Source organism: Streptomyces atratus, assembly GCF_900119365.1.
In the GTDB taxonomy this organism is placed as follows: Bacteria; Actinomycetota; Actinomycetes; order Streptomycetales; family Streptomycetaceae; genus Streptomyces; species Streptomyces atratus_B.
In genome coordinates, this window is record NZ_FPJO01000014.1 from 1 (window position 1) to 25,570 (window position 25,570).

Consider the following 25,570-nt stretch of genomic DNA (forward strand, 5'->3'; position numbering starts at 1 on the left):
ACACGAGAGCGGAACGACCGGACGGAATAAGACCGGTCGTTCACAGCATCCTCGCTGTGTAATTGCCCACCGGGTCAGTGACCCCATGGGACTTTCAAAGGAACCTCCAACCTGCCGAAGCAGGCCGGGGTATCAACATATCTGGCGTTGACTTTTGGCACGCTGTTGAGTTCTCAAGGAACGGACGCTTCCTTTGTACTCACCCTCTCGGGCTTTCCTCCGGGCTTTTCCCTTCGGTCTTGCGTTTCCGACTCTATCAGACTCTTTCGTGTCCGATTCCCGGTCGAAGCGGGTCCTGCTCCGCTTTCCAGTTCTTCGCTTTCGCGCTTCCCTTTCCGGCGAGTCCGACTCTATCAGATCCTTTCGGGCCTGATTCCCAGTCAGCGGGGCTCGTCTTCCTGGCCGTTGGGCCGTTCCGACGAGTGAGACTTTAGCGGAATCCCGGGCCCCGACGCTAATCGGGGTTGCGTTCCTTCGAACGCGGATTCCTCATTTCGCAAATACGCACAGAAGGTCCGGCGACAGATGTCACTGACCAGATGTGGTTACTGCGGAATGGCTGTCCGGGGACCGACCGGAGTCGGCGCTCACGTCGGACAACTCGGAGCACATTACGGATCCGGGCAGGGCGTGTCAACCTCGGGCCGGGGACGGGCCCTGGTGGAAGGCCAGGCGGTAGTCGCGGGGGCTGGTGGAGAGGTGGGTGGCGAAGTGCTGGCGCATGGTGACCTCGCTGCCGAAGCCGGTGCGGCGGGCCACCTCGGGGAGGGGGAGGTCGGTGCGTTCCAGGAGCTTCTGGGCTGCGGCGATGCGTTGGGTGATCAGCCAGCGCAGCGGGGTCGTACCGGTGGTGGCCTGGAAGTGGCGGGCGAAGGAGCGGGGGGACATTCCGGCGTGGGCGGCGAGGCCGGCGACCGTGTGGGGTTCGGCCAGATGGGCCAGGGCGTGGGCGCGTACCGCGGCGAGGGTGTCCGCGTCGCGGTACGCGCGGGGGGTGGGGTGCTCGATGAACTGGGCCTGGGTGCCGGTGCGGAACGGGGCGGTGACCATCGAGCGGGCGATCGTCGCCGCGGTCTCGGCCCCGTGGGTGATGCGTACGAGGTGGAGGCAGAGGTCGATGCCGGCCGCGGTGCCCGCTGACGTCCAGATGTTGTCGTCGTGGAGGAAGAGGGCGTCCTGGGTGACCTTCACCTGGGGATGGCGGGTGCTCAGGAGGTCGGTGAGGTTCCAGTGGGTGACCGCCTGGCGGCCGTCCAGGAGTCCGGCCTGGGCCAGTGTGAAGGCTCCGCCGCACAGGGAGGCGATCGGGGTGGCTCCGGCGTGGGCGCGTCGGAGGGCTTCGAGGACGGGTGCGGGGGCCGGTGTCACGTAGTCGTCGAGGCCGGGGACGACGATCAGGTCGGCGCGGGCGAGCCAGGCGAGGGTGCGGTCGGGGGTGAGGCAGAGGCCTCCGCGCAGGGCGATGGGGGTCGGTTCGGCGGCGGTGCGGCGCAGGTCGAAGGGCGGGACGCCGCGGTCGGTGCGGTCGACGCCCCAGACCTCCGTGATGACCGAGACGTCGAAGGCGCGGACGCCGGGGAAGCAGACGAGTGCGATGCGGGTGGGCTCGGAGGAGGTCGCCATCGTGGCAGTAAAACATCGATCGATGGCTTTTTGACCTCTGGGGCGTGGGGGCGCCGGGCGGCAGGATCGTTCGCATGGAGATCGCAGAGAACGCAGCGCTGATCGTGGTGGACGTGCAGCAGGGCTTCGAGGAGGAGGCGTACTGGGGGCCGCGGAACAATCCCGGGGCCGATCGGAACATCGCGGGGCTGATCGATGCCTGGCAGGCGAGCGGGCGGCCCGTGGTGTTCGTACGGCACGACTCGGCCAAGCCCGATTCGCCGTTGCGGGTGGGGCAGCCGGGGAACGGCTTCAAGGGGTATGTGGAGGAGCGGCGCGGGAAGGGCAGGGGGCCCGAGCTGTTGCTGACGAAAAGCGTGAACTCCGCCTTCTACGGGACGCCGGATCTCGAGGAGTGGCTGGAGCGGAGCGGAATCCGGCAGTTCGTGGTGGTCGGGATCCAGACCAATATGTGCGTCGAGACGACGGCGCGGATGGGCGGGAACCTCGGGTACGAGGTGTTCGTCCCGCTGGACGCGACGCACACCTTCGACCTGACCGGACCGTGGGGCTGGACGCAGAGCGCGGACGAGTTGGCGCGGGCCACCGCCGTGTCGTTGCACGGCGGTGGGTTCGCGAAGGTGGTCAGCAGCGCGGAGCTGATCGCTGCCGCGGAGTAGGTCAGCCGTTGCCGGAGGCGAGTTCGCGGCTGCGGTCGCGGGCGGCTTCGAGGGCGGCGATGAGGGCGGCTCGTACGCCGTGGTTCTCCAGCTCGCGGATGGCGCTGATGGTGGTGCCGGCCGGGCTGGTGACGGCTTCGCGCAGCTTGACGGGGTGTTCGCCGCTGTCGCGGAGCATCACGGCGGCGCCGATGGCGGCCTGGACGATCAGCTCGTGGGCCTGGGCGCGGGGCAGGCCGAGAAGGATGCCCGCGTCGGTCATCGCCTCGACGAGGAAGTAGAAGTACGCCGGGCCCGATCCGGACAGGGCGGTTGCCGCGTCCTGCTGGGACTCGGGGACCCGGAGGGTCTTGCCGACGCCGCCGAAGATCGCCTCCGCGGCGGCGAGGTGGTCGGGGGTGGCGTGGCTGCCGGCCGAGATGACGGACATGCCCTCGTCGACGAGGACGGGGGTGTTCGGCATGACCCGTACGACCGGGGTGTTCGTGGCGAGGCGGTCCTCGATGGTGGCGGTCGTGATGCCCGCGGCCGCGCTGATGACCAGGCGGTCGGGGGTGACGTGCTGGGCGAGCTCGTCCAGGAGCCGGCCCATGTCCTGGGGCTTGACCGCGAGGATGAGGATGTCGGCGCGCTTGGCGGCCTCGGCGTTGCTGACGGAGTCGACGCCGTAGCGGTTGCGGAGTTCCTCGGCGCGCTCGGAGCGGCGGGTGGTGACCAGTAGGTTCGCCGGGCGCCAGCCCGCCCGGATCATGCCGCTGAGCAGGGCCTCGCCGATCTTGCCGGTGCCGAGGACTGCGACTGTCTGGGTCATGTGGTTCACCCTCCGGGCGGTGCTGACGGTTCTCGGTGCTCGGTGCTCGTGTGCGCCATCCTCGCACCGGCCCGTCAGGCGGTGCGGCGGCGGAGGGTGGCGGCGCCGAGGGCTAGGACGAGGAGGGCGCAGCCCGCCACGATCAGGACGTCGCGGACGAAGTCGCCGGTGATGTCGGTGTGGCGCAGGACCTCGTTCATGCCGTCGACGGCGTACGACATGGGCAGGACGTTCGAGAGCGCTTCGAGGACGGGTGCCATGTGGTCGCGCGCGACGAACAGTCCGCAGAGCAGGAGCTGCGGGAAGATCACGGCGGGCATGAACTGGACGGCCTGGAACTCGGATGCGGCGAAGGCGGAGACGAACAGTCCCAGTGCCGTGCCGAGCAGGGCGTCGAGCAGGGCGACGAGGAGCAGCAGCCACGGGGAGCCGATGACGTCCAGGCCCAGTGCCCAGACCGAGACCGCGGTGGCCAGGAGGGACTGGACGATCGCCACGGCGCCGAACGCGAGGGCGTAGCCGGCGATCAGGTCGCCCTTGCCGAGCGGCATCGCGAGGAGGCGTTCGAGGGTGCCCGAGGTGCGTTCGCGCAGGGTGGCGATCGAGGTCACCAGGAACATCGTGATCAGCGGGAAGATGCCGAGGAGCGAGGCGCCGATGGCGTCGAAGACGCGGGGGCTGCCGTCGAACACGTACCGGAGCAGCGTGATCAGCACGACCGGGACCAGGAGCAGCAGTGCGACGGTGCGGGCGTCGTGGCCGATCTGGCGCAGGACCCGGGCGGCGGTGGCGAGGGTGCGGGCCGGGCTCAGGAGTGCGGGCGTCGGGGACGGGTGCGTGCTCATCGGGATGGCTCCTGACGGGTGGCGGCCTGGTCGACCAGGTGGAGGAAGGCCTCTTCGACGGTGTCCGCGCGGGCGGCGGAGCGCAGTGTCTCGGGGGTGCCGTCGGCGAGGATCTCGCCCTCGCGCATGAGGAGCAGGCGGTGGCAGCGCTCGGCCTCGTCCATGACGTGGGAGGAGACGAGGAGCGTGGTGCCGTGGTCGGCGGCGAGGCGGTGGAAGAGGTTCCACAGGTCGCGGCGGAGCACGGGGTCCAGGCCCACCGTGGGTTCGTCGAGGACCAGGAGTTCCGGGGTGCCGAGCAGGGCCACGGCGAGGGAGGCGCGGGCGAGCTCGCCGCCGGAGAGGGTGCCGGCGAGGGCGTCGGCGCGGCCGGTGAGGTCGACCTCGGTGATGGCGCGGGCGACGGCGGCCCGGCGGGCGTCGCGCTGCCGGCGGCCCGGCCGGAGGATCGCCGCGAAGTAGTCGAGGTTCTGCCGGACGGTCAGGTCGGTGTAGACGGACGGGTCCTGGGTGACGTACCCGATGCGCGGCCGGAGGGCGGGGTGGCCCGCGGGGCTGCCGAGCACGTCGAGGGTGCCGGTGACCTTGGCCTGGGTGCCCACGACGGCACGCATCAGGGTGGATTTGCCGCAGCCCGAGGGGCCCAGGAGGCCGGTGATCCTGCCGGGTTCGACAGTGAAGCCGAGGCCGTGCAGGACGGTGCGGGCGCCTCGTACGACCGTGAGGCCATGGGCCTCGACGGCGGCACCCCGGGAATTCATCATGTGATGAATATTGATCCCGGGGTGTCCGCCCGTCAAGAGGCGGGGCCGGGGCTCACCGCCACGTTCAGGTCGACCGTGTAGCTCTCCTCGACCGTGCCGTCCGGGAAGAGTTCCGCGAGCCGGTCGCGCTCCTCGGTGAGGAAGCGCCGCGTGCCTTCCTCACCGAGGACGAGGAAGGCGGAGTGGCTGCCGAGGTTGGCGAGGTGGGTGTCGACGGACACCCGTCGGGTCCAGGGCACCTGGCGGTGCGCGAAGTCGAGCCCGGACGGCAGATCGCGGGAGCGGACGGCCGAGCCGTGGGCGGAGTCGCCGGCGCCGAAGAAGCGGCGGAGCCGGGCGTCCTGCTCGGCGATCCAGGGGACGGAGTGGTCGGCGACGTTCCACCAGAGGGCGAGTGCGCCTCCGGGGCGCAGGACGCGCAGCGCCTCGGGGGCGGCGAGCGCCGGGTCCGTCCAGTGCCAGGCCTGGGCGTACGTGATCAGGTCGGCCGACGCGGTGGCGAGGGGGAGGTGGTTGCCGTCGCCGCGCACGACCGGCAGGTGCGGGAGCGAGCGGTGGAGTTCCGCCGCCATGCCGGCGCCCGGTTCCACGGCGACGACCCGGGCGCCGCGCTCGTGGAGGAGGCGGGTGGCGATGCCCGTGCCGGCGCCGACGTCGACGGCGCGGGCGCCTTCGAGGGGGCGGCGGGCCAGCTCCTCGACGGCGTCGAGGAGTGCGGGCGGGTAGCCGGGGCGCGCCGCGGCGTACTGGGCGGCGGCGCGGTCGAAGGAGAGCGCGCGGGGTGCGGTGGCGGGCGCGTCGGAATCGGCGGGAAGCATGGGTTCATCGTGGCGCGTGCGCCGGGGCCCGCGCCGGTGTTTTCGCCCTGCGCGTGCCCGCGCCGGTGTGTACGTGGCTTCGCGCGCCGGTGTGTACGTGGCTTCCGCCCGGGGCCGTCCTACTTGCGCCTGGGGCGCTTGCCCTTGGTGTTCTTGCGGGCCGCCGGGTTCCCGGTGCGGGCCGAGCGGCGCTTCTCGTAGCGGGCCAGGGCCGTCTCGTACTCCGTGCGGTGCAACTGCTCGCCCGGTGCCTCCCGGAACGTACGGAGGAAGTACGCGATCAGCGAGCCGACGAAGCCGATCGTCTTGAGGCCGCGCAGATTGGCCTCGCGCGCCGGATCGACGGGGCGGCGGCTGAACCCTTCCCAGGTCTTGCGGAAGGCGATGGCGCTGCAGATGGCGAACATCAGGACGATCAGGATGCCGACGAAGCTGCCGACGTCGGCGATCTGCAGTCCCTGGTAGGCGAAGCGGAGCACGAAGCAGGCGGCGACCGCGGCGGCCAGGGAGCCGACCGCGGCACCGGCGCGGCGCAGCCCGTAGCCCCCGCTGTGGTCGACCCAGGTCGTACCGAAGAAGCGCAGGGGCTCGGGCTGCGGGCCGGGCGTGGTGGAACCGGGCGGGGCACCGGCGCCGGGGGCTTCGCTGTTCTCGCTCACGAAGTCGATTATCCCCGGACGGTCGCGGGCCCGGACGCGCCGGTCGCGATCCCGGCCGCCGTCCCGGTCAGTCGCAGCGCGGCGCGATGTAGCCGTCGCTGCCCGTGTGGACGTAGGCGTCCGCCACGAACTGGCCGTTGGCGATGTTGTCCCAGAGGTTGGAGGTGCCGTACGGGCCGGTGACCCGCTCCCCCGGCTTCTGGCAGTAGACCGGAACCTTCATTCCGTACGGGAGTGTCCTGACGATCCCGTACTGGGTGCCCGGTCCCGTGCGGACGTTGACGCGGTAGCCGGGCGCGATCGGGTACCTGGTGACGTCGTCGGTCCCGGCGAGCGTCTCCACGTCCTCGGTGACGTCGATGGCATCGGCCGCGGCGGTCGTGCCGTCGGTGTGCTCGTCCATGGCCATGAGGCCCTCCCCCGTTGAGAGATGGTGTGTACGACGTGTACGACGCGCAGGCTACAAGCCCCGTCCGGATCGCACGCACCATCGACTAGGCTCCGTGCGTCGCGCTTGCGGACGAACACACGGGGGTGGGCGATGCCGCCGCTGCGAGGTACCGGAGCCAATCCGGAAGCGGAGCATCCGGAGTACGCCGGGCAGTACCGTCTTGAGGCACGTCTCGGCGCGGGCGGCATGGGCGTCGTGCACCTGGCGCGCTCCGCCTCCGGGCTGCAGCTCGCCGTCAAGGTGGTGCACCAGCAGTACGCCTCGGACTCCGAGTTCAGGGCACGTTTCCGGCAGGAGGTCGGGGCGGCCCGGCGGGTCAGCGGCGCCTTCACCGCGCCGGTCGTCGACGCCGACCCGGATGCCGAGCGGCCGTGGATGGCCACCCTGTACGTACCCGGCCCCACGCTCGCCGACCAGGTGAAGCGGAACGGGCCGATGGCCCCCGCCGAACTGCGCAGGCTGACGGCGGGACTGGCCGAGGCGCTGCGCGACATCCACCGGGCCGGGGTGATCCACCGCGACCTCAAGCCGAGCAATGTGCTGCTCTCCGACTCCGGGCCCAAGGTCATCGACTTCGGGATCTCCCGGCCGTACGACAGCGATCTGCGCACCGAGACCGGCAAGTTGATCGGCTCGCCGCCGTACATGGCGCCCGAGCAGTTCCAGCGGCCGCGCGAAGTCGGGCCCGCCGCCGATGTGTTCGCCCTGGGGGCCGTGCTCGTCCACGCGGCGACCGGCCGGGGGCCCTTCGACTCGGACAGCCCGTACATCGTGGCCTACCAGGTGGTGCACGACGAGGCCGATCTGGCGGGCGTGCCGTCGGACCTGGCTCCGCTGATCGGGCAGTGCCTGACGAAGGACCCGGCCGGGCGGCCCACCCCGGACGAGATCATGACGACGCTGCGCCCGCCGTCGTACGACGCCGCCGCGTTCATACCGTCGCAGCGGCGGCCGGTCACCGGCTCGGCGCCCGTCCCGGAGACCGGGGCCGATGCTTCTTCCGACGCGGACACGCACGTGGGCGCGGGCGCGGCGGCGCGGGCCAGGAAGATGGCCCCGGACGGCGGCGGCAAGCGGCGGTGGCTGGCGGCCACCGCGGCGCTGCTGGTCATGGGGGCCGGCGGGGTGTGGGCCGTCGGCACAGGAGTCGATTTCGGCGGGGCCGGTGAGTCGGGCGGGGCGAAGGGTTCGGCGGAGGAGTTCGCCCCGTGGCGGACGGCCTTGCGGACCACCGGCAAGGCGACGCCGGTCTGTTCCCCGGCGGACGGCACCGGGCAGGAGGCGTCCGGCCGGGCCGCGGGTCTGTACTGCGCGGCGGACGGCATCGGTGTCACCCGGCTGGATCCCGCGGACGGCCGGGTGCGGTGGTCCCGGCGCGCCGCGAAGGACAGCCCGTCGGTCGGCGTGGTGTCGGTCTCCGGCGGTCTGGTGCACACGGCGGTGCCGGGCGGGAAGCTCCGGGCGTACGACCCCGCCAAGGGCGAGCAGGTCTGGGACGCGGACCTCTCCCCGTATCTGGGCACGCCCTTCGACGCGGGTGACGCGCTGCTGCTGGTCGCCGAGGACGGCACCACCGAGGCGCTCGACTCCGCGACCGGTGTCTCCCTCTGGCGGCATTCGCTCGCCGGGCACCGGCGCCCGGACTACGCGCTGTACGACGCCGGCACCGGGCTGGCCTACGCGTTCGAGCACTCCGCCTACGGGTCCACCACGCTGGTCACGGCCGTCCGTGCCACGACGGGGCGCACGGCGTGGCAGCGGCGGCTGGACGGGATGCTGACTCCGGTGGGGACCTCGGGCGGTGCGCTCGTGATGACGGCCATGAACGGGGACGCCCAGACCGTCGGGCTGGTCCACTACGAGCCGGAGGAGCGGAACGTCGTACGGATGACGCTGCCGTTCCGGATGAACGAACCGGAGGTCGTGCTGGGCGGGGACACCGCCTATCTGCTGGCGCACGGCGGGACGCTGGTCGCCGTCGACACCCGCCCCGCCGAGGGCGGCGAAACGGTCCGCTGGCAGCTGGAGACCGCCGCCGGGCGGACCTCCGCCCCCGTCCTCGGCGCCGGGAACCGGCTGTACTTCTCGACGGCGGACGGACGGCTGCTGGCCGTGGACACCGAGCACGGGAAGCTGCTGGGGCAGACGGGCCCACGGCTGCGGAACGGAAGGCTCACGTACTCCTCGGCGCTGCCCGCCCCCGTGGCCGCCGGCCGGACCGTCTTCGGGACCGCGCCCGACGGGTCCGTGTTCGCCGTGGACGGACAGGACCCCGCCCACTGGTGAGAGCGGGCGGGGTCCTCGTCGGTCAGCGGACCGGTCGGCCCGGATCGGAGACGTCTCAGCTCGGCTCGGACACGTCTCAGCCCAGCTTGGACACGTCGCGCACCGCGCCCCGGTCCGCGCTCGTCGCCATCGCCGCGTAGGCGCGCAGCGCCGCCGAGACCTTGCGCTCGCGGTCCTTCGGGGCGTAGACGCCGTTCAGCGCCTCGCGGCGGGTGGCCAGCTCGGCCTCGGGGACGAGGAGCTCGATCGAACGGTTCGGGATGTCGATCCTGATCCGGTCGCCGTCCTCGACCAGCGCGATCGCGCCGCCCGACGCGGCCTCCGGCGACGCGTGGCCGATGGACAGGCCCGACGTACCGCCGGAGAAGCGGCCGTCGGTCACCAGGGCGCAGCTCTTGCCGAGGCCGCGGCCCTTGAGGAAGGAGGTCGGGTAGAGCATCTCCTGCATGCCGGGGCCGCCGCGCGGGCCCTCGTAACGGATGACGACGACGTCGCCCTCCTTGATCTCCTTGCGGAGGATCTTGTCGACGGCCGCCTCCTGCGACTCGCAGACGACCGCCGGGCCCTCGAAGGTCCAGATCGACTCGTCGACGCCCGCCGTCTTCACGACACAGCCGTCCACGGCGAGGTTCCCCTTGAGGACCGCGAGGCCGCCGTCCTTGGAGTAGGCGTGCGCCAGGTCGCGGATGCAGCCGCCCGCCGCGTCCAGGTCGAGGGTGTCCCAGCGCTCGGACTGCGAGAAGGCGGTCGCGGAACGGACGCAGCCGGGCGCCGCGTGCCACAGCTCGACGGCCTCCGGGGACGGGGAGCCGCCGCGGACGTCCCAGTTCTTCAGCCACTCGGCGAGGGAGTCGGAGTGGACCGAGTGCACGTCCTCGTCGAGCAGGCCGCCGCGGTGCAGCTCACCGAGGATGGCGGGGATGCCGCCGGCCCGGTGGACGTCTTCCATGTAGTACGTGCCGCCGGGGGCGACGTTGGGCGCGACCTTCGACAGGCAGGGGACGCGGCGCGAGACCGCGTCGATGTCGCCGAGGTCGTAGGCGAGCTCGGCCTCCTGGGCGGCGGCCAGCAGGTGCAGGATCGTGTTGGTGGAGCCGCCCATCGCGATGTCGAGCGCCATGGCGTTGTCGAACGCGGCGCGGGTGCCGATGGAGCGGGGCAGGACCGACGCGTCGTCCTGCTCGTAGTAGCGCCTGGTGATCTCGACGATCGTGCGGCCGGCCTCCTCGTACAGCGCCTTGCGGGCGGTGTGCGTGGCGAGGACCGTGCCGTTGCCGGGGAGGGAGAGGCCGAGCGCCTCGGTCAGGCAGTTCATCGAGTTGGCGGTGAACATGCCGGAACAGCTGCCGCAGGTGGGGCAGGCGTTCTCCTCGATGCGGAGGATGTCCTCGTCGGAGATGCTCTCGTCGACCGCGTCGCTGATCGCGTTGACCAGGTCGAGCTTGCGGACCGTGCCGTCGACGAGGGTGGCCTTGCCGGCCTCCATCGGGCCGCCGGAGACGAAGACCGTCGGGATGTTGAGGCGCATCGCGGCCATCAGCATGCCGGGGGTGATCTTGTCGCAGTTGGAGATGCAGATCAGCGCGTCCGCGCAGTGCGCCTCGGCCATGTACTCGACGGAGTCGGCGATCAGGTCGCGGGAGGGAAGGCTGTAGAGCATCCCGCCGTGGCCCATCGCGATGCCGTCGTCGACGGCGATGGTGTTGAACTCGCGGGGCACGGCGCCCGCGGCCTTGATGGCCTCGGAGACGATCCGGCCGACCGGGGCCAGGTGGGTGTGGCCGGGGACGAACTCGGTGAAGGAGTTGGCGACCGCGATGATCGGCTTGCCGATGTCCTCGCTCGCTACGCCCGAGGCCCGCATGAGGGCGCGGGCGCCCGCCATGTTGCGGCCGTGAGTGACAGTGCGGGACCTCAGCTGGGGCATCGTCTCTCGCTCCTTCGACGTTAAAGACTGTCTCCGAGCGTACGCCTCCGGCTCCAAGATCTGGACAGAGTGTCCGAAATGCGGGATGAATTGCTCGGTGGGTGAGCGGGGTACCGGCGAGGTCTCAGGATTCCGTGAGGTAGCGCTGAAGCGTCGGTGCGACCATCTCGATGATCTTCTCGGGGTCGGCCGAAGCAAGTGGTTCCGCCCGGATCACATAGCGGAGCATCGCGATCCCGAGCATGTGCGAGGCCGCCAGTTCCGCGCGGAACGTGGCGTCCGGTACGTCGAGTGCCTCCGCGACGCGTTCCAGGAGCCGGCGCAGGACGAAGCCCCTGAGGACCTTCGCCGCCGCCTCGTGCGTCAGGGCGGACCGCATGACCGCCAGCAGAGGGGCCCTGGACGCCGGGTTCTCCCATACGCCGATGAAGTAGCGGGCCAGCCGCTCCCCCAGGCCGTCCGTGCCGTCGCCGAGGACGGCCGGGATCACCAGGGCCGGCTCGAAGGAAAGCTCGATCGCGGCCGCGAAGACCTCGTCCTTCGTACCGAAGTAGTGGTGGACCAGGGCGGAGTCGACGCCCGCCGCCTTGGCGATGCCCCGGACCGAGGTCTTGTCGTAGCCGCGCTCCGCGAATTCGGTGCGGGCCGCCTCCAGGATGCGAGTGCGCGCATCGGGGCCGGTGGGGGCGGCGGTACGGGAGGGGCGGCCGCGGCGCTTGGGGCCTGTGGGGCCGGTGGGATCGCCGTGGCCCGTGGGGTCGTCCGTCATGGGCGGGGTGCCCGGGTCGGGGACGACGCCAGGTGGAGCCGGGTGAAGGCCAGCGCCTCCGCCAGGTCGGCCTCGCGTTCGGCGGTGGACATGGCACGGCGGGTGTTGACCTCGATGACGACATGGCCGTCGAAGCCGGTACGGGCCAGGTGCTCCAGCAGTTCGGCACAGGGCTGGTCGCCCCGGCCGGGCACCAGGTGCTCGTCCTTGTTGGAGCCCTTGCCGTCGGCGAGGTGGATGTGGGCGAGCCGGTCGCCCATCCGCTCGACCATCGCCATGCCGTCGGTGCGGGCCGTCGCGGTGTGCGAGAGGTCCACGGTGAAGTGGCGGTAGTCGTCGTGGGTGACGTCCCAGTCGGGGGCGTACGCGAGCATCTCGCGGTCCCGGTAGCGCCAGGGGTACATGTTCTCGACGGCGAACCGCACATCGGTCTCGTCCGCCATGCGCCAGATCCCGGTGACGAAGTCGCGGGCGTAATTGCGCTGCCAACGGAACGGCGGGTGGACGACCACGGTCGTCGCCCCGAGCTTCTCCGCCGCGGCACGGGCCCGCTGGAGCTTCACCCACGGATCGGTGGACCAGACCCGCTGCGTGATCAGCAGACAGGGCGCGTGGACGGCCAGGACCGGCACCTGGTGGTAGTCGGAGAGCCGCCGCAGTGCCTCGATGTCCTGGCTGACGGGGTCGGTCCACACCATGACCTCGACACCGTCGTAGCCGAGGCGCGCGGCGATCTCGAAGGCCGTCGCCGTCGATTCCGGGTAGACGGAAGCCGTCGACAGGGCGACCTTCGCATCCGGGATGCGCACCACTGGTTCTGCCACTGGGACAGCGTACGGGCAGTGGTACGCCGCGCCGAGGGGTCCCGACGGAAAGTGAGCAGGGCCATGACGAGTCGCCGGCCGCCCGGCGGCACTCCGTGCCCCGCGCTCAGCCCAGCGCGGCCCGCTCCGCCGGCAGGTGGTCCAGGCGGCGCAGGATGACGCCCTCGCGCAGCGCCCAGGGACAGATCTCCAGCTCGTCCACCCCGAACAGATCCATCGCCCCCTCCGCGACCAGCGCCCCGGCGAGCAGCTGCTGGGCCCGGCCCTCGGAGACGCCGGGCAGACCGCACCGCTGCTCGGTGGTCATCGTCGCCAGCTTCGGCACCCACTCCTCCAGCGCCTTGCGGGTGAGGCCGCGCTGCACGTAGAGGCCGTCGGTGGAGCGCGCGGCGCCCGCGATCCTGGCGAGCTGCTTGAAGGTCTTGGACGTGGCCACGACGTGGTCGGGGCGCCCGAGGCGGGTGAACTCGCCGACGCTGCGGGCGATCCTGGCCCGGACATGGCGGCGCAGCGCCCTCACCTCCGCCGGGTCCGGCAGGTCGCCCGGCAGCCAGCCCGCGGTGAGCCGGCCGGCCCCGAGCGGCAGCGACACCGCGGCGTCCGGCTCCTCGTCCATCCCGTACGCGATCTCCAGCGAGCCGCCCCCGATGTCCAGGACCAGCAGCCGCCCCGCCGACCAGCCGAACCAGCGGCGGGCGGCGAGGAAGGTGAGCCGGGCCTCCTCCGCACCGCTGAGGACGGCGAGATCGATGCCCGTCTCGTCCCGCACCCGGGCCAGCACCTGATCGGCGTTGCTCGCCTCCCGCACCGCGGACGTGGCGAACGGCAGAACGTCCTCGCACCCCTTGTCCTCGGCGGCCTGGAGCGCGTCGGTGATCGTCGCCACGAGCCGGTTCACACCGTCGGGGCCGATCGCCCCGTCCTCGTCGAGCAGTTCGGCCAGGCGCAGCTCCGCCTTGTGTGAATGCGCAGGCAGCGGGCGCGCGCCGGGGTGCGCGTCCACCACCAGCAGATGCACCGTGTTCGAACCCACGTCGAGGACTCCGAGTCTCATGGCAGGAACGCTACCGGGACCTCAGCCTTACTCTTGGCGCGTGCCAAAGACGAAAAAGGCGAAGCCGGGCAAAAACACGAAGAAGCAGAGAACGAAGCAGGAGATGCGGCGACAGGAAGTGAACGGACCGAACCGGTCCGAAGACGAGACGGGGATCGACTTCGCGCGCGCCTGGGTCGAGTTCCCGGACCCCGCGGACGACGAGCAGATCTTCCGCTGCGACCTGACCTGGCTGACCTCCAGATGGACCTGCATCTTCGGCAGCGGCTGCCAGGGCATCCAGGCGGGCCGCGCGGACGACGGGTGCTGCACCCTGGGCGCGCACTTCTCGGACGAGGACGACGAGAAGCGGGTGGCGGACCATGTCGAGCGGCTGACCCCCGAGCTGTGGCAGTTCCACGATGTCGGCACCGAGACGGGCTGGGTCGAGGTCGACGACGACGGGGAGCGTCAGACACGGCGCTGGAAGGGTTCGTGCATCTTCCAGAACCGGCCCGGATTCGCGGCGGGCGCGGGCTGCTCCCTGCACATCCTGGCGCTGCGGGAGGGCCGGGAGCCCCTGGAGACCAAGCCGGACGTCTGCTGGCAGCTGCCGGTCCGGCGTACCTACGACTGGATCGACCGGCCCGACGACACACGGGTGCTCCAGGTGTCGATCGGCGAGTACGACCGCAGGGGCTGGGGCCCCGGCGGTCACGATCTGCACTGGTGGTGCACCTCGGCGACCTCGGCGCACGGGGCCGGGGAGCCGGTGTACGTCTCGTACCGGCCCGAGCTCACCGAGATGATGGGCAAGGAGGCGTACGAGCGGCTCGTCGAGCTGTGCGAGCAGCGGCTGTCCTCGCTGCTGCCGATGGCACCGCACCCGGCGGACCCGGTCGATCCGGCGTGACGGCCGGAAGGTGAGCCCCGGCCGGCCCGCTTCAGCCCGTCGGGGTCGTGCCCGGCCCCGGGTCGGTGGGGGTCGTGGAGTCGGGCGGGTCCGGTGACGGGTGACCGGTCGGGTCGGGGTCCGTCGGCGTCGGCTCGCTCGGTGTCGGGCCGGTGGACGGTGTGGGGTCCGGCGAGGAGGTGGGCGGCCCCGAAGGGCCGGGGGTGGCGGAGGGGTCCGCCGGCTGCCACGGGCCGCCGGGCACGGGCGGCGTCGCCCCGTGCCCCCGGATCACCACCGCCGAACCCGACGGGGCGAGGGCGATGCGCACGCTCCACGGTCCGGCCGGCTGCCGCCGGTGATCCACCAGGACGTGGAGCGTGACGCTCTCGCCCGCGGCGAGCGTGCCCGAGTAGCGGCTCAGGCCCACCCAGGACGCGTCCGAGCGGGCCGACCAGGCGACGGGTGCGCGGCCGGACGCGGTCAGCCGGATCAGGGTCCTGCCGCCGGAGGAGCGGGCCTCGACGGTGAGTCCGCCGGCGCCGCCCCGGCCGGGTCCCGAGCTGATCACCTCCGCCGAGACGTCCGGGGCGCGGCCGTCCTCGAAGCGGGCGCCGGGCTGGGGGCGGGCGTTGCCCGCGTTCTCGTAGTGGCCGTCCGCGGTGTCGTCGGGGCCGTGCCGGGCATCGCTCTCGGTGGCGGTGACCGACGAGCCCTCGTGGCCCTCGCCGGTCTGCGGCGCGCCGCGGTAGGCGGTCCACAGCGCGATCACCGGGGCGGCGACGACCGTCGCCACCACTGTCGTCGTGACGACCCTGGCCCGCAGCCGGTCCCGGCGCGCGGCGTGGTCCTTCGGGTCCACGGGGAAGCCCGCCCGGTCGAAGCGCGGGCCGCCGGAGCGGTTGCGCTGGGCGTGGACCATCGCGACGTACGCCGAGGGCCGGGGCGCCTCGACGACCGGCAGTGCGGCGGCCGGGGTGACCGCGGCACCGGGCCACGGGCCCTCGGCACCGGCCCGTTCGGCGGCCCGGCGGCAGCGGGGGCAGTCGTCGACGTGGCGGACGAGTTCGCGGCGCAGGGCGGCGGAGAGCAGGACGCGGTGCTCGCCGGTGAGCCGGGCCACGGTGGAGCAGTTGCCGGTCTCGACGACGGCGAGCGCGGCGCGGGTGCGTTCCACCTCGCAGGCCGCGGCGGCCAGGAGCTCACGGGCGGCAGCCGGTTCGAGGCCCAGGACGGAGGCGACGGCGCGTGGGGGGAGGTGGTGGCGCACGGCGAGTTCGAGCGCTTCGCGCTGCTCGGGGGTGGTGCCGGCGGCCTCGGGCCAGGCCAGCTGGGCGAGTTCACGGCGGTGTGCCTCGGCGGCGGCCTCGGTCTCGGGGGCGCGGACGGGGCCTGTGGGGGCGCCGCCCGGCGTGAACGTGGCGGTGGCGGGGGTCTTCGCGGCGACGGCCGGGGGCGTGCGCCGTCCTGTGCGCGCCCCCTGAGTGGCCGCTGCACCCGGCTGCTTGCCCGGAGGCCCGCCCGCCCGCTTCGTCTCCTGCTGCGAGGAGAGCCTCCGCGGCTGCTTCCCGGCCTTGTGCCGGTGCGCCTGGCGGCCCTGCTTCTGCTCGGCGAGCTTGCGCAGACACATCCACCTGGCCAGCGCGTACAGCCAGGATTTACGTTCCTCCTCGCCCGCCGGGCACCGGCCACCCTGCCGTTCCGCGATCGCGAGCACACCGCCGAGCGCCTCGGTGGCGGCGTCGTGGTCGCAGAGCACGGAGAGGCAGTAGGTGAACAGGCCGTCGAGATGGGGGTCGTAACGGGCGGGCGGCCGACGCGGCGAAGAGTGTGTCGGGAGACGGGGCGCACTGCGCCGCGCCCGGTGTGCGCCGGTGGTGTGCGTGGGGGGCTCCAGACCGCTGCTCATCACCTTGCGACCGTAGGCAGCACAGGGCACACATTTAGCGCCTCTTCAGCACTTTTAATCCTTACGGGTGAACGTATCCCTCAAAAGGGGACAGGAATTCCCTATTTCCACCGCAAGCGCTCGCTTCTCCGCCGCAAGCGCGCGCCGTTCCGTCCCGGGTGCGCCCACCGTTCCGTCCCGGGTGCGCGGCAGCCCCCGGAGGGCGCACGCCCCCGCCGCCGGACCGCGCCCGGTGGCGTTGTCGTACCCCACCTATACGGTTGCGCCATGGCTGCCCGTACGAAAACCGCGAAGGACCGGCCGTCCTACCGCTGCACCGAGTGCGGCTGGACGACCGCCAAGTGGCTCGGCCGCTGCCCCGAATGCCAGGCGTGGGGGACGGTCGAGGAATTCGGCGGCGCCCCCGCCGTGCGGACCACCGCGGCCGGCCGGGTCAGTGCCGCCGCGCTCCCCATCGGCCAGGTCGACAGCCGGCAGGCCACCGCCCGGACGACCGGCGTCGGTGAGCTGGACCGGGTGCTCGGCGGCGGTCTCGTCCCGGGCGCCGTCGTGCTCCTCGCGGGCGAGCCGGGCGTCGGCAAGTCGACGCTGCTGCTGGACGTCGCCGCCAAGGCGGCGAGCGACGACCACCGCACGCTCTATGTCACCGCCGAGGAGTCCGCGAGCCAGGTGCGGCTGCGCGCCGACCGGATCCGGGCGATCAACGACCACCTGTACCTCGCCGCCGAGACCGACCTGTCCGCGGTCCTCGGCCATCTGGACGCCGTCAAGCCCTCGCTCCTCATCCTCGACTCCGTACAGACCGTCGCCTCGCCCGAGATCGACGGGGCGCCGGGCGGCATGGCGCAGGTCCGGGAGGTCGCCGGGGCCCTCATCCGGGCCTCCAAGGAGCGCGGCATGTCCACGCTCCTGGTCGGCCATGTCACCAAGGAGGGGGCGATCGCCGGGCCGCGGCTGCTGGAGCATCTCGTCGACGTGGTGCTGTCCTTCGAAGGCGACCGCCACGCCCGCCTGCGGCTCGTACGGGGCGTCAAGAACAGATACGGCGCGACCGACGAGGTCGGCTGCTTCGAGCTGCACGACGAGGGCATCACCGGCCTCGCCGACCCCTCCGGCCTCTTCCTCACCCGGCGCGACGAGCCCGTGCCCGGCACCTGCCTGACCGTCACCCTGGAGGGCAAGCGGCCGCTCGTCGCCGAAGTGCAGGCGCTGACGGTCGATTCCCAGATCCCTTCGCCCCGGCGCACCACCTCCGGCCTGGAGACGTCCCGGGTGTCGATGATGCTCGCGGTCCTGGAGCAGCGCGGCCGGATCAGCTCGCTGGGCAAGCGGGACATCTACAGCGCGACGGTCGGCGGCGTGAAGCTCTCCGAGCCCGCCGCGGACCTCGCGGTCGCGCTGGCCCTGGCCAGTGCCGCGAGCGACACCCCCCTGCCCAAGAACCTGGTGGCGATCGGCGAGGTGGGCCTCGCGGGCGAGGTCAGAAGGGTCACGGGGGTCCAGCGCAGGCTGGCCGAGGCGCACCGTCTGGGCTTCACGCACGCGCTGGTCCCGACCGACCCGGGGAAGGTCCCGGCCGGTATGAAGGTCACAGAAGTCGCCAACATGGGCGATGCGCTGAGAGTCCTCCCGCGCCGGTCTCGCGCACAGGCCCCCCAGGAGGAGAGCGCACGCCGGTAGACTTTGCCCTGGTCTCGCCCGTCCGTACGAACGGTACGAGGGACGTAAGGGCACCGCAAACCTGTGACCGGAGGAGTGCAGTGGCAGCCAACGACCGGGCAGCATCGCCCGGAAAGTCCGGCCAAGGCACCGGTATTGAGGCGCTCATGCGCGCCTCGCTGAGCGCCGTGGCGCCCGGAATGGCGCTGCGGGACGGCCTGGAGCGCATCCTCCGCGGCAACACCGGCGGGCTGATCGTGCTCGGCATGGACAAGACCGTCGAGTCGATGTGCACCGGCGGATTCGTGCTGGACGTGGAGTTCACCGCGACGCGCCTGCGCGAGCTGGCTAAGCTCGACGGCGCGCTGATCCTCGACAAGGACATGACCAAGATCCTGCGCGCCGGCGTGCAGCTGGTGCCGGACGCCTCCATCCCCACCGAGGAGACCGGCACCCGCCACCGCACGGCGGACCGGGTCTCCAAGCAGTGCAATTTCCCGGTCGTCTCGGTCTCGCAGTCGATGCGCCTGATCGCGCTCTACGTGGACGGGGAGCGCCGGGTCCTGGAGGAGTCCGCCGCGATCCTCTCCCGTGCCAATCAGGCCCTCGCCACCCTGGAGCGGTACAAGCTCCGGCTCGACGAGGTCGCGGGCACGCTCTCCGCGCTGGAGATCGAGGACCTGGTGACGGTCCGGGATGTCACGGCCGTCGCCCAGCGGCTGGAGATGGTCCGCCGGATCGCGACCGAGATCGCGGAGTACGTGGTCGAGCTCGGCACCGACGGCCGGCTTCTCTCGCTCCAGCTCGACGAGTTGATCGCGGGCGTCGAGCCGGAGCGCGAGCTGGTCGTGCGCGACTATGTGCCGGAGCCGACCGCGAAGCGGTCCCGTACGGTCAGCGAGGCGCTGACCGAGCTCGACGCGCTCTCCCACACCGAGCTGCTCGAACTCCCGGTCGTGGCACGGGCCCTGGGCTACAGCGGCTCGCCCGAGACGCTCGACTCGGCGGTCTCGCCGCGCGGCTTCCGGCTGCTGGCGAAGGTGCCGCGGCTGCCCGGGGCCATCATCGACCGGCTGGTGGAGCACTTCGGCGGTCTGCAGAAGCTGCTCGCCGCCAGCGTGGACGACCTCCAGACGGTGGACGGCGTCGGCGAGGCGCGCGCCCGCAGCGTGCGCGAGGGCCTGTCACGGCTGGCCGAGTCGTCGATCCTCGAACGGTACGTGTAGAGCCGGTACGAGCAGCGGCGCGCAGCGTGATCGGGGCCCGGGAGACCGGGCCCCGTCGCATGTCCCGGGCCTGCCCCGGCGGCCCCCTGCCCGCCCCGGCGCCCGCGCGCTCAGTCCTTCGCGAGGACGAACGAGGCGCGCTGCACCGGCTCGCCCGGCGCCTTCGCCTCGACCAGATACGTACCGGGCCCCGCCGTCCCCGCGGGCGGCGTCGCGCACTGCGGGGAGCTCTTCCTGCGGTCCCACTCCACGGTGTGCACGACGGTCTCGCCCGCCGGGACCTTCAGCAGCAGGACGGCCGCGTCGCGCGGGCAGTCCTTTGAGGACCACACCTGGTTGTCGTCACCGCCGGCCTCGGTGATGGTGAGCACCGCGCTCTTCGCCCCGAGGTCGGCCTTGCAGGTGGTGGCCGAGGTGTTCTTGACGACCAGCTTGAACCCCGGCTTCTCGCCGGGGCTGTAGCTGAGCTCGGTGCTCAGGTTCAAGCGCAGTGCCGCGGGGGTGCAGTCGGGGAGCGGGGAGGATGCCGGGACCTGCTGGCCGGCCGTCCAGCCGTCGCCGCTCGCGCCACCTGCTCCGGTGTCCGTACCGCCGTCGCCCGAGGCGCCGCCGGAGCCCGCGCCCGTACCGTCGCTGTCCCCGCCGTCACCGCCCGAGTCGCCCGACTCGTCGCGCCCGCCGGGCTGTTGGCTGATGGCCGGGCCCGAACCCCCGGGGCCCGGGGTGATCTCGCGTACGGGGCCGGACCCGGCGGGCCGGGAGTCGTCCTTGGTCTTCTTGTCCCCGCCCGAGGTGACGACCCACACGATCAGCAGCGCGAGCAGCGCAACGAGCGTCGCCGCTACGGCCCTCCGGCGCCAGTAGATGGTGGAGGGAAGCGGACCGATCGGATTACGCAAAGATCCCACGGCTCAAACTCTACGAGAGATCGGCGCCGACTCCTGCCCCACCCGCCGCCCCGGGCCACAAGTTTTACGGATCATCATCCCGGGCGGCCCGTTCCGGCCCCGTACCGCCGCCGAGTTGGCCATCGGGCATCGCCCGGATGAAGTCCCGGATTCATTGACTACCCTCTGTCACATGGATAGTTCAGTTACGGCCCCGCTCTACCGGGACATCACCGACTTCGCACATGACATGCCGTCATGGGTGCAACATCTGGCCGAGATATGGACGGAGCTCGGGCTCCTGGTCTTCGGTGTCCTGTTCATCACCGGATGGTGGCGGGCCCGGAGCCAGAGCGACGGCGCCCTGGCGCTGGCGGTGCTCGCGCCCGTCGCGACGGCCTTCGGCTATGTGGCCAGCGAGGTGCTCAAGTCGGTGGTGGACGAGGAGCGCCCGTGCAGGTCGGTCGCCGGCGCCGCGGCCTCGCTGGTGACCTGCCCGCCGACCGGCGACTGGTCCTTCCCCAGCAACCACTCCGCGATCGCCGGCGCGGCGGCCGTCGCCCTGGCGATCGCCCGGCCCCGGCTGGCCTGGCTCACGGTGCCGCTGGCGCTGCTGATGGCCTTCTCCCGGGTCTTCGTCGGCGTGCACTATCCGCATGACGTGGCGGTCGGGCTGCTGCTCGGCGCCGCGGTCTCGGCCCTGGTGGTCGCCGTACTGCGCCGCCCGGCACAGTCGCTCGCCCGGACCGTGCGGAGCAGCGGGGCGCCGGTGGCGGCCTGGGCCTCTGGGCCGGGCGCGCCCCCGGTCGGCCGCTCCCGGCGAAGGGCCAGGCGGCGCTGACGGCCCCGAGGGAGCCCGGCCGGCCCCCTTGGGCCGGTTGCCGGACCGCCGGGGCGCGGACGGGTGGCATTATCACCCCAAGGGCCCTCAGGAGGAGCGACACCACCGTGCACGGAACCGTCGTCTGTCCTTCCGTGCCAGGATCGACGGTGCGATGACTGCCATGACTGCGACACAGACGCCCCCCGCCTCCCTCCACTCTCCCGTCATCGGGTGGTTCGACCAGCACGCCCGCGATCTGCCCTGGCGCCGCCCCGAAGCGGGCGCCTGGGGTGTGATGGTGAGCGAGTTCATGCTGCAGCAGACCCCCGTGAGCCGGGTCCTGCCGGTGTACGAGCAGTGGCTCGCCCGCTGGCCCCGCCCCGCCGACCTGGCCGCCGAACCGCCAGGCGAGGCGGTCCGCGCCTGGGGCCGACTCGGTTACCCCCGCCGGGCGCTCCGCCTGCACGGGGCCGCTCAGGCCATAACGGAACGGCACGGCGGCGACGTACCGAGCGAGCACGCCCAGCTGCTCGCCCTGCCCGGGATCGGCGAGTACACCGCGGCGGCCGTGGCCTCGTTCGCGTACGGGCAGCGGCATGCCGTGCTCGACACGAACGTCCGCCGGGTGTTCGCCCGCGCCGCGACCGGGATCCAGTACCCGCCGAACGCGACCACCGCCGCCGAGCGCAAGCTCGCCCGCGCGCTGCTCCCCGAGGAGGACGAGCGGGCGGCCCGCTGGGCCGCCGCGACGATGGAGCTCGGAGCCCTCGTCTGCACCGCGAAGAACGAGGACTGCGACCGCTGCCCGATCGCCGGGCAGTGCGCCTGGCGGCTGGCCGGGAAGCCCGCCCACCAGGGGCCGCCGCGACGCGGTCAGACCTATGCCGGCACCGACCGGCAGGTGCGCGGCCGGCTGCTCGCCGTGCTGCGCGAGGCGATGACGCCGGTGCCGCAGTCGGCCCTGGACGCGGTGTGGGACGAGCCGGTGCAACGCGCCCGTGCGCTGGACGGCCTGGTCGCCGACGGCCTGGTCGAACCGCTGGCCGGCGGGCAGTACCGGCTGCCGCTGAGCTGAGCTCCGTAACCGGCGCCGCTCCCCCGCTGTTACACAACCGATGGACAGCCGTGCGTCGGTGTATGGCTGCTCCGCACAACCCCGTGACAACAGCTCCGTAGCGTCTTCTCCGTCAGCCCGACCGAACGATGGCTGACGGCGGAACCACGGGGATCCACGGGGACGGAGGCGGTTGGAATGGCGCACGGCGAGGTGCTCGAATTCGAGGACTACGTACGCACTCGGCACGACGCGCTGCTGCGCAGCGCGCGACGGCTGGTCCCCGATCCCGTGGACGCGCAGGACCTGCTCCAGACCGCACTGGCCCGTACGTACGGCCGCTGGGACGGCATCGCCGACAAGTCCCTGGCCGACGCCTATCTGCGCCGCGTCATGATCAACACCCGTACCGAGTGGTGGCGGGCCCGCAAGCTGGACGAGGTCCCCACCGAGCAGCTGCCCGACGCGAGCGTCGAGGACGGCACCGAGCAGCGCGCCGACCGCGCCCTGCTGATGGATGTGCTGGGCGTACTGGCTCCCAAGCAGCGCAGCGTCGTCGTGCTGCGACACTGGGAGCAGATGAGCACGGAGGAGACTGCTGCGGCGCTCGGCATGTCGGCCGGTACGGTGAAGAGCACGCTGCACCGTGCGCTGGCGCGGCTGCGCCAGGAGCTGGAGAGCCGTGAGGCGGCGAGCAGGGAGGCCCGGCTCCGCGAGGAGCAGGACCTGGCGGCCGGCCCTGCTCCGGTAGCCGCTCGGGTGCGGGCGGGCAGGCATATGGACGAACGGGGGCGGGAGCGTTGCGCGGCCTGAGAGCCAGCGACGGCGACGGCGGGGACCGTGGCGGTGGCAGAGAGAACGGTGGCCGTGCGGCCGCCGTCGGACGTGGCCGGGTCCTGACCGGCTGGGCGGCGAGCGCCACGACCCTGGTCGGCCTCGCCGCCTTCGGGCTGTTCACCGTCGGCTGCTCGACCGGCGGTACCGGCACCCGGGACGAGGGCCCGGCCGGCACCCAGCCGGTGGCCCAGGCCACGCCCGGCGACGAGCCGTCCTCCTCCGCGAAGCCCGCCGCGCGGATCGATCCCGTGACACTGCTCAAGCACGACCCCGAGGTCAGCGAGCGGGTCAGAACGGATCTGAAGCCCTGCACCGGCTCCGAGTACCCGGTGGACACCTCCTACGGCACCATGACCGGCGGACCCTCGCCCGATGTCGTGGTGAACGTGATGACCTGCGGCGACTCGGTGGGCGTCGGCACCTATGTGTACCGTCCGCGGACCAACGGGACGTACAAGAACGTCTTCGCCATCGAGCAGCCCGCGGTCTACGGCACCATCGACCGCGGTGATCTGGTGGTGACGACCCAGGTGTACGAGAAGAAGGACTCGGTCGCGTACCCCTCCGGCGAGGAAGTGATCACCTACCGCTGGGCGGGCAACCGGTTCAACGAGCACGACCGGGTGCACAACGACTTCAACCGAGCCGTCGGCAGCGGCGGAGCGGCCCTTCCGGCTCCGGACGCCGAGCCGCCGGGGAACTGAGAGCATTCCGATGGCCGAGACCCACGTCCTGTTCGTCGAGGACGACGACGTCATCCGCGAGGCCACCCAGCTGGCGCTGGAGCGCGCCGGCTTCGTGGTCACTGCCATGCCCGACGGCATGTCGGGCCTCGACGCCTTCCGGGCCGACCGCCCCGACATCGCCCTGCTCGACGTGATGGTGCCGGGGCTCGACGGGGTCAGCCTCTGCCGTCGTATCCGCGACGAGTCGACGGTGCCCGTGATCATGCTGTCGGCGCGCGCGGACTCGATCGACGTGGTGCTCGGCCTGGAGGCCGGCGCGGACGACTACGTGACCAAGCCCTTCGACGGGGCGGTCCTGGTCGCCCGGATCCGTGCCGTGCTGCGCCGTTTCGGCCATGCCTCGGGCGGGCAGCCGGGCAACGGGGAGCCGGAGCCGCAGCCCGCCGGCGGGGTGCTGGTCTTCGGTGATCTGGAGGTCGACACCGAGGGCATGGCGGTCCACCGCGGCGGCGAGCAGGTGGCGCTGACCCCGACCGAGATGCGGCTGCTGCTGGAGTTCTCCGCGGCGCCCGGCACGGTGCTCTCCCGCGACAAGCTCCTGGAGCGGGTCTGGGACTACGGATGGGGCGGTGACACCCGGGTCGTGGATGTCCATGTGCAGCGGCTGCGCACCAAGATCGGCCAGGACCGGATCGAGACGGTCCGCGGCTTCGGCTACAAACTCAGGCCATGAAGCGGCCGGCCCTGCGGACCGGAGTCCGCTGGAAGATCAGTATCGCGATCGCCGCGGTCGGCGCGCTGACCGCGGTCGCGCTCAGCTTCGTCGTCCACAACGCGGCCCGGGTCTCGATGCTGGAGAACGCCCGCGAGGTCCAGCTGGAGCGGCTGACGTACGCACAGCTGCTGTACGAGGCGACGAAGACGAAGAAGGCCGACCCCCGGTTCGGCGCCAAGCTCAACGACCCGACCATGCCGCGCAGCCTGCGCGCGGAGACCGCCAGGAACCGGCGCGCCACCCATGTCGAGGTGTCCAGCAAGGGGGTGCCCGATGTGTGGGCGGCCGTGCCGGTCGGCCACGGCGACGTGCTCTCGCTGCACACCCGGTTCGCGGGCCGCAACTCCACGATCATGCGCGATCTCGACCGGGCACTGATCATCGGCTCGGTCTCGGTGGTGTTCGGCGGCTGTGCGCTGGGCGTGCTGATCGGCGGGCAGCTGTCGCGCCGGCTGCGCAAGGCGGCGGCCGCGGCGGGCCGGGTCGCGCAGGGCAATACGGATGTACGGGTCAGGGAGGCCGTCGGCGGTGTCGTCCAGGACGAGACCGATGAGCTGGCCGGTGCGGTGGACGCGCTGACGGACGCGTTGAACGCGCGGATCGAGGCGGAGCGCCGGGTCACCGCGGACATCGCGCACGAGCTGCGTACGCCGGTGACCGGTCTGCTGACGGCGGCCGAACTGCTGCCGCCCGGCCGCCCCACCGAGCTGGTACGGGACCGGGCGCAGGCGATGCGCACGCTCGTCGAGGACGTGCTGGAGGTGGCCCGGCTGGACAGCGCGTCGGAGCGGGCCGAGCTCCAGGAGATCGCGCTGGGGGAGTTCGTCAGCCGGCGGATCGCGCTGCTGGACCCGGACGTGCGGGTGCGGGTGGTGCACGAGTCCTGGGTCAACACCGATCCGCGCCGGCTGGAGCGCATCCTCGGCAATCTGCTGGGCAACGCCGCCAAGCACGGCGCGACCCCGGTGGAGGTCACGGTCGAGGGCCGGGTGGTCCGGATCCGCGATCACGGTTCCGGTTTCCCGGCGGCGCTGCTGCGCGAGGGGCCGAGCCGGTTCCGTACCGGAAGCAGTGACCGGGCCGGACGCGGGCACGGTCTCGGGCTGACGATCGCGGCCGGTCAGGCGCGGGTCCTCGGGGCCCGGCTGACCTTCCGCAACGCGGCGCCGGAAGGGGCGGCGCAGGGCGCGGGCGGGGCGATCGCGGTGCTGTGGCTGCCCGAGCACGCGCCGACGGACACCGGCAGCTTCCCGATGCTCCAGGTGTCCGAGCAGCATGGCCCGGACAACGACGAGGCACAGGGCGCGGAGGCCGGCCACGGGCGGACCGGCGCCTGAACCGGACGCGGCAGGA

Annotated in this window: 24 protein-coding genes; 11 read left to right on the forward strand and 13 right to left on the reverse strand. The window is 72.4% G+C overall.

All coding sequences use genetic code 11. The annotated features are described in order from the left end of the window. Positions 1-633: 633 nt before the first annotated feature. Positions 634-1,623 (reverse strand): GlxA family transcriptional regulator, encoded by a 990-nt coding sequence (locus BT364_RS22470; protein ID WP_072487034.1) that lies wholly within the window; start codon positions 1,621-1,623, stop codon positions 634-636. Positions 1,624-1,697: 74 nt separating this feature from the next. On the opposite strand from BT364_RS22470, the gene BT364_RS22475 reads away from it, so the two are divergent. Continuing rightward, positions 1,698-2,282: a cysteine hydrolase family protein gene (locus BT364_RS22475; protein WP_072487035.1), complete on the forward strand. Its 585-nt coding sequence runs from the start codon at positions 1,698-1,700 to the stop codon at positions 2,280-2,282. 1 nt (position 2,283) lies between these two features. Here BT364_RS22475 and proC read toward each other — a convergent pair whose 3' ends face one another. The 6 genes from proC to BT364_RS22505 form a co-directional block, all read right to left on the reverse strand. After that, positions 2,284-3,093 (reverse strand): pyrroline-5-carboxylate reductase, encoded by an 810-nt coding sequence (gene proC, locus BT364_RS22480; RefSeq protein WP_072487036.1) that lies wholly within the window; start codon positions 3,091-3,093, stop codon positions 2,284-2,286. 74 nt (positions 3,094-3,167) lie between these two features. Continuing rightward, complete coding sequence (locus BT364_RS22485; RefSeq protein ID WP_072487037.1) at positions 3,168-3,938, reverse strand: ABC transporter permease; 771 nt, start codon at positions 3,936-3,938, stop codon at positions 3,168-3,170. Then, positions 3,935-4,702, reverse strand: a complete 768-nt coding sequence (locus tag BT364_RS22490; RefSeq protein ID WP_072487038.1) for an ABC transporter ATP-binding protein — start codon at positions 4,700-4,702, stop codon at positions 3,935-3,937. The genes BT364_RS22485 and BT364_RS22490 overlap by 4 nt, the downstream gene beginning before the upstream one ends. A 32-nt stretch (positions 4,703-4,734) precedes the next feature. Next, positions 4,735-5,520 (reverse strand): class I SAM-dependent methyltransferase, encoded by a 786-nt coding sequence (locus tag BT364_RS22495; RefSeq protein WP_072487039.1) that lies wholly within the window; start codon positions 5,518-5,520, stop codon positions 4,735-4,737. Between the two features lie 119 nt (positions 5,521-5,639). After that, positions 5,640-6,179 carry a hypothetical protein gene (locus BT364_RS22500; protein WP_072487040.1) on the reverse strand — a complete coding sequence of 180 codons (540 nt, stop codon included), beginning with the start codon at positions 6,177-6,179 and terminating at the stop codon, positions 5,640-5,642. A gap of 67 nt (positions 6,180-6,246) precedes the next feature. Further along, entirely contained in the window at positions 6,247-6,588 is a 342-nt protein-coding gene (locus BT364_RS22505) for an SH3 domain-containing protein (RefSeq protein ID WP_072487041.1), read from the reverse strand. Between the two features lie 132 nt (positions 6,589-6,720). Between BT364_RS22505 and BT364_RS22510 the strand changes: the two genes are divergently transcribed. Continuing rightward, positions 6,721-8,916, forward strand: coding sequence for a protein kinase domain-containing protein (locus BT364_RS22510; protein ID WP_072487042.1), 2,196 nt, complete (start codon positions 6,721-6,723; stop codon positions 8,914-8,916). A 76-nt stretch (positions 8,917-8,992) separates the two neighbouring features. Here the strand turns inward: BT364_RS22510 and ilvD are convergent, their stop codons facing one another. The 4 genes from ilvD to BT364_RS22530 form a co-directional block, all read right to left on the reverse strand. Next, entirely contained in the window at positions 8,993-10,843 is a 1,851-nt protein-coding gene (gene ilvD / locus BT364_RS22515) for a dihydroxy-acid dehydratase (protein ID WP_072487043.1), read from the reverse strand. 124 nt (positions 10,844-10,967) lie between these two features. Continuing rightward, positions 10,968-11,612 carry a TetR/AcrR family transcriptional regulator gene (locus BT364_RS22520; RefSeq protein ID WP_072487044.1) on the reverse strand — a complete coding sequence of 215 codons (645 nt, stop codon included), beginning with the start codon at positions 11,610-11,612 and terminating at the stop codon, positions 10,968-10,970. Further along, a complete protein-coding gene (locus BT364_RS22525; protein WP_072487045.1) occupies positions 11,609-12,436 on the reverse strand; it encodes a sugar phosphate isomerase/epimerase family protein in 828 nt (275 codons plus the stop codon). The genes BT364_RS22520 and BT364_RS22525 overlap by 4 nt, the downstream gene beginning before the upstream one ends. Before the next feature lie 106 nt (positions 12,437-12,542). Next, complete coding sequence (locus BT364_RS22530) at positions 12,543-13,490, reverse strand: Ppx/GppA family phosphatase (protein WP_072487046.1); 948 nt, start codon at positions 13,488-13,490, stop codon at positions 12,543-12,545. Between the two features lie 40 nt (positions 13,491-13,530). Between BT364_RS22530 and BT364_RS22535 the strand changes: the two genes are divergently transcribed. Beyond that, complete coding sequence (locus tag BT364_RS22535; RefSeq protein WP_072487047.1) at positions 13,531-14,382, forward strand: DUF3109 family protein; 852 nt, start codon at positions 13,531-13,533, stop codon at positions 14,380-14,382. 31 nt (positions 14,383-14,413) lie between these two features. Here BT364_RS22535 and BT364_RS22540 read toward each other — a convergent pair whose 3' ends face one another. Beyond that, positions 14,414-16,270, reverse strand: coding sequence for a BACON domain-containing protein (locus BT364_RS22540; RefSeq protein WP_177328199.1), 1,857 nt, complete (start codon positions 16,268-16,270; stop codon positions 14,414-14,416). Positions 16,271-16,537: 267 nt separating this feature from the next. On the opposite strand from BT364_RS22540, the gene radA reads away from it, so the two are divergent. Together radA and disA are read left to right on the forward strand one after the other, a co-directional pair. After that, on the forward strand, positions 16,538-17,950 hold the full coding sequence (radA, locus tag BT364_RS22545) for a DNA repair protein RadA (RefSeq protein WP_072487048.1): 1,413 nt from the start codon (positions 16,538-16,540) through the stop codon (positions 17,948-17,950). 80 nt (positions 17,951-18,030) lie between these two features. After that, a complete protein-coding gene (disA, locus tag BT364_RS22550; RefSeq protein ID WP_072487049.1) occupies positions 18,031-19,155 on the forward strand; it encodes a DNA integrity scanning diadenylate cyclase DisA in 1,125 nt (374 codons plus the stop codon). Positions 19,156-19,265: 110 nt separating this feature from the next. Here disA and BT364_RS22555 read toward each other — a convergent pair whose 3' ends face one another. Beyond that, on the reverse strand, positions 19,266-20,063 hold the full coding sequence (locus BT364_RS22555; protein ID WP_256260155.1) for a hypothetical protein: 798 nt from the start codon (positions 20,061-20,063) through the stop codon (positions 19,266-19,268). Positions 20,064-20,235: 172 nt separating this feature from the next. Between BT364_RS22555 and BT364_RS22560 the strand changes: the two genes are divergently transcribed. From BT364_RS22560 to cseC, 6 genes are all read left to right on the forward strand, one after another. Beyond that, positions 20,236-20,883 (forward strand): phosphatase PAP2 family protein, encoded by a 648-nt coding sequence (locus BT364_RS22560; RefSeq protein WP_072487050.1) that lies wholly within the window; start codon positions 20,236-20,238, stop codon positions 20,881-20,883. A gap of 154 nt (positions 20,884-21,037) precedes the next feature. Beyond that, entirely contained in the window at positions 21,038-21,940 is a 903-nt protein-coding gene (locus tag BT364_RS22565) for an HhH-GPD family protein (protein WP_072487051.1), read from the forward strand. Between the two features lie 177 nt (positions 21,941-22,117). Beyond that, complete coding sequence (locus BT364_RS22570) at positions 22,118-22,732, forward strand: SigE family RNA polymerase sigma factor (protein WP_072487052.1); 615 nt, start codon at positions 22,118-22,120, stop codon at positions 22,730-22,732. Further along, complete coding sequence (locus tag BT364_RS22575; protein WP_371268635.1) at positions 22,720-23,460, forward strand: hypothetical protein; 741 nt, start codon at positions 22,720-22,722, stop codon at positions 23,458-23,460. The genes BT364_RS22570 and BT364_RS22575 overlap by 13 nt, the downstream gene beginning before the upstream one ends. A 10-nt stretch (positions 23,461-23,470) precedes the next feature. Then, positions 23,471-24,175 carry a two-component system response regulator CseB gene (gene cseB / locus BT364_RS22580; protein ID WP_072487053.1) on the forward strand — a complete coding sequence of 235 codons (705 nt, stop codon included), beginning with the start codon at positions 23,471-23,473 and terminating at the stop codon, positions 24,173-24,175. Then, entirely contained in the window at positions 24,172-25,554 is a 1,383-nt protein-coding gene (gene cseC / locus BT364_RS22585; protein WP_072487054.1) for a two-component system sensor histidine kinase CseC, read from the forward strand. Before cseB ends, cseC begins: the two co-directional genes overlap by 4 nt. Positions 25,555-25,570: the final 16 nt, after the last annotated feature.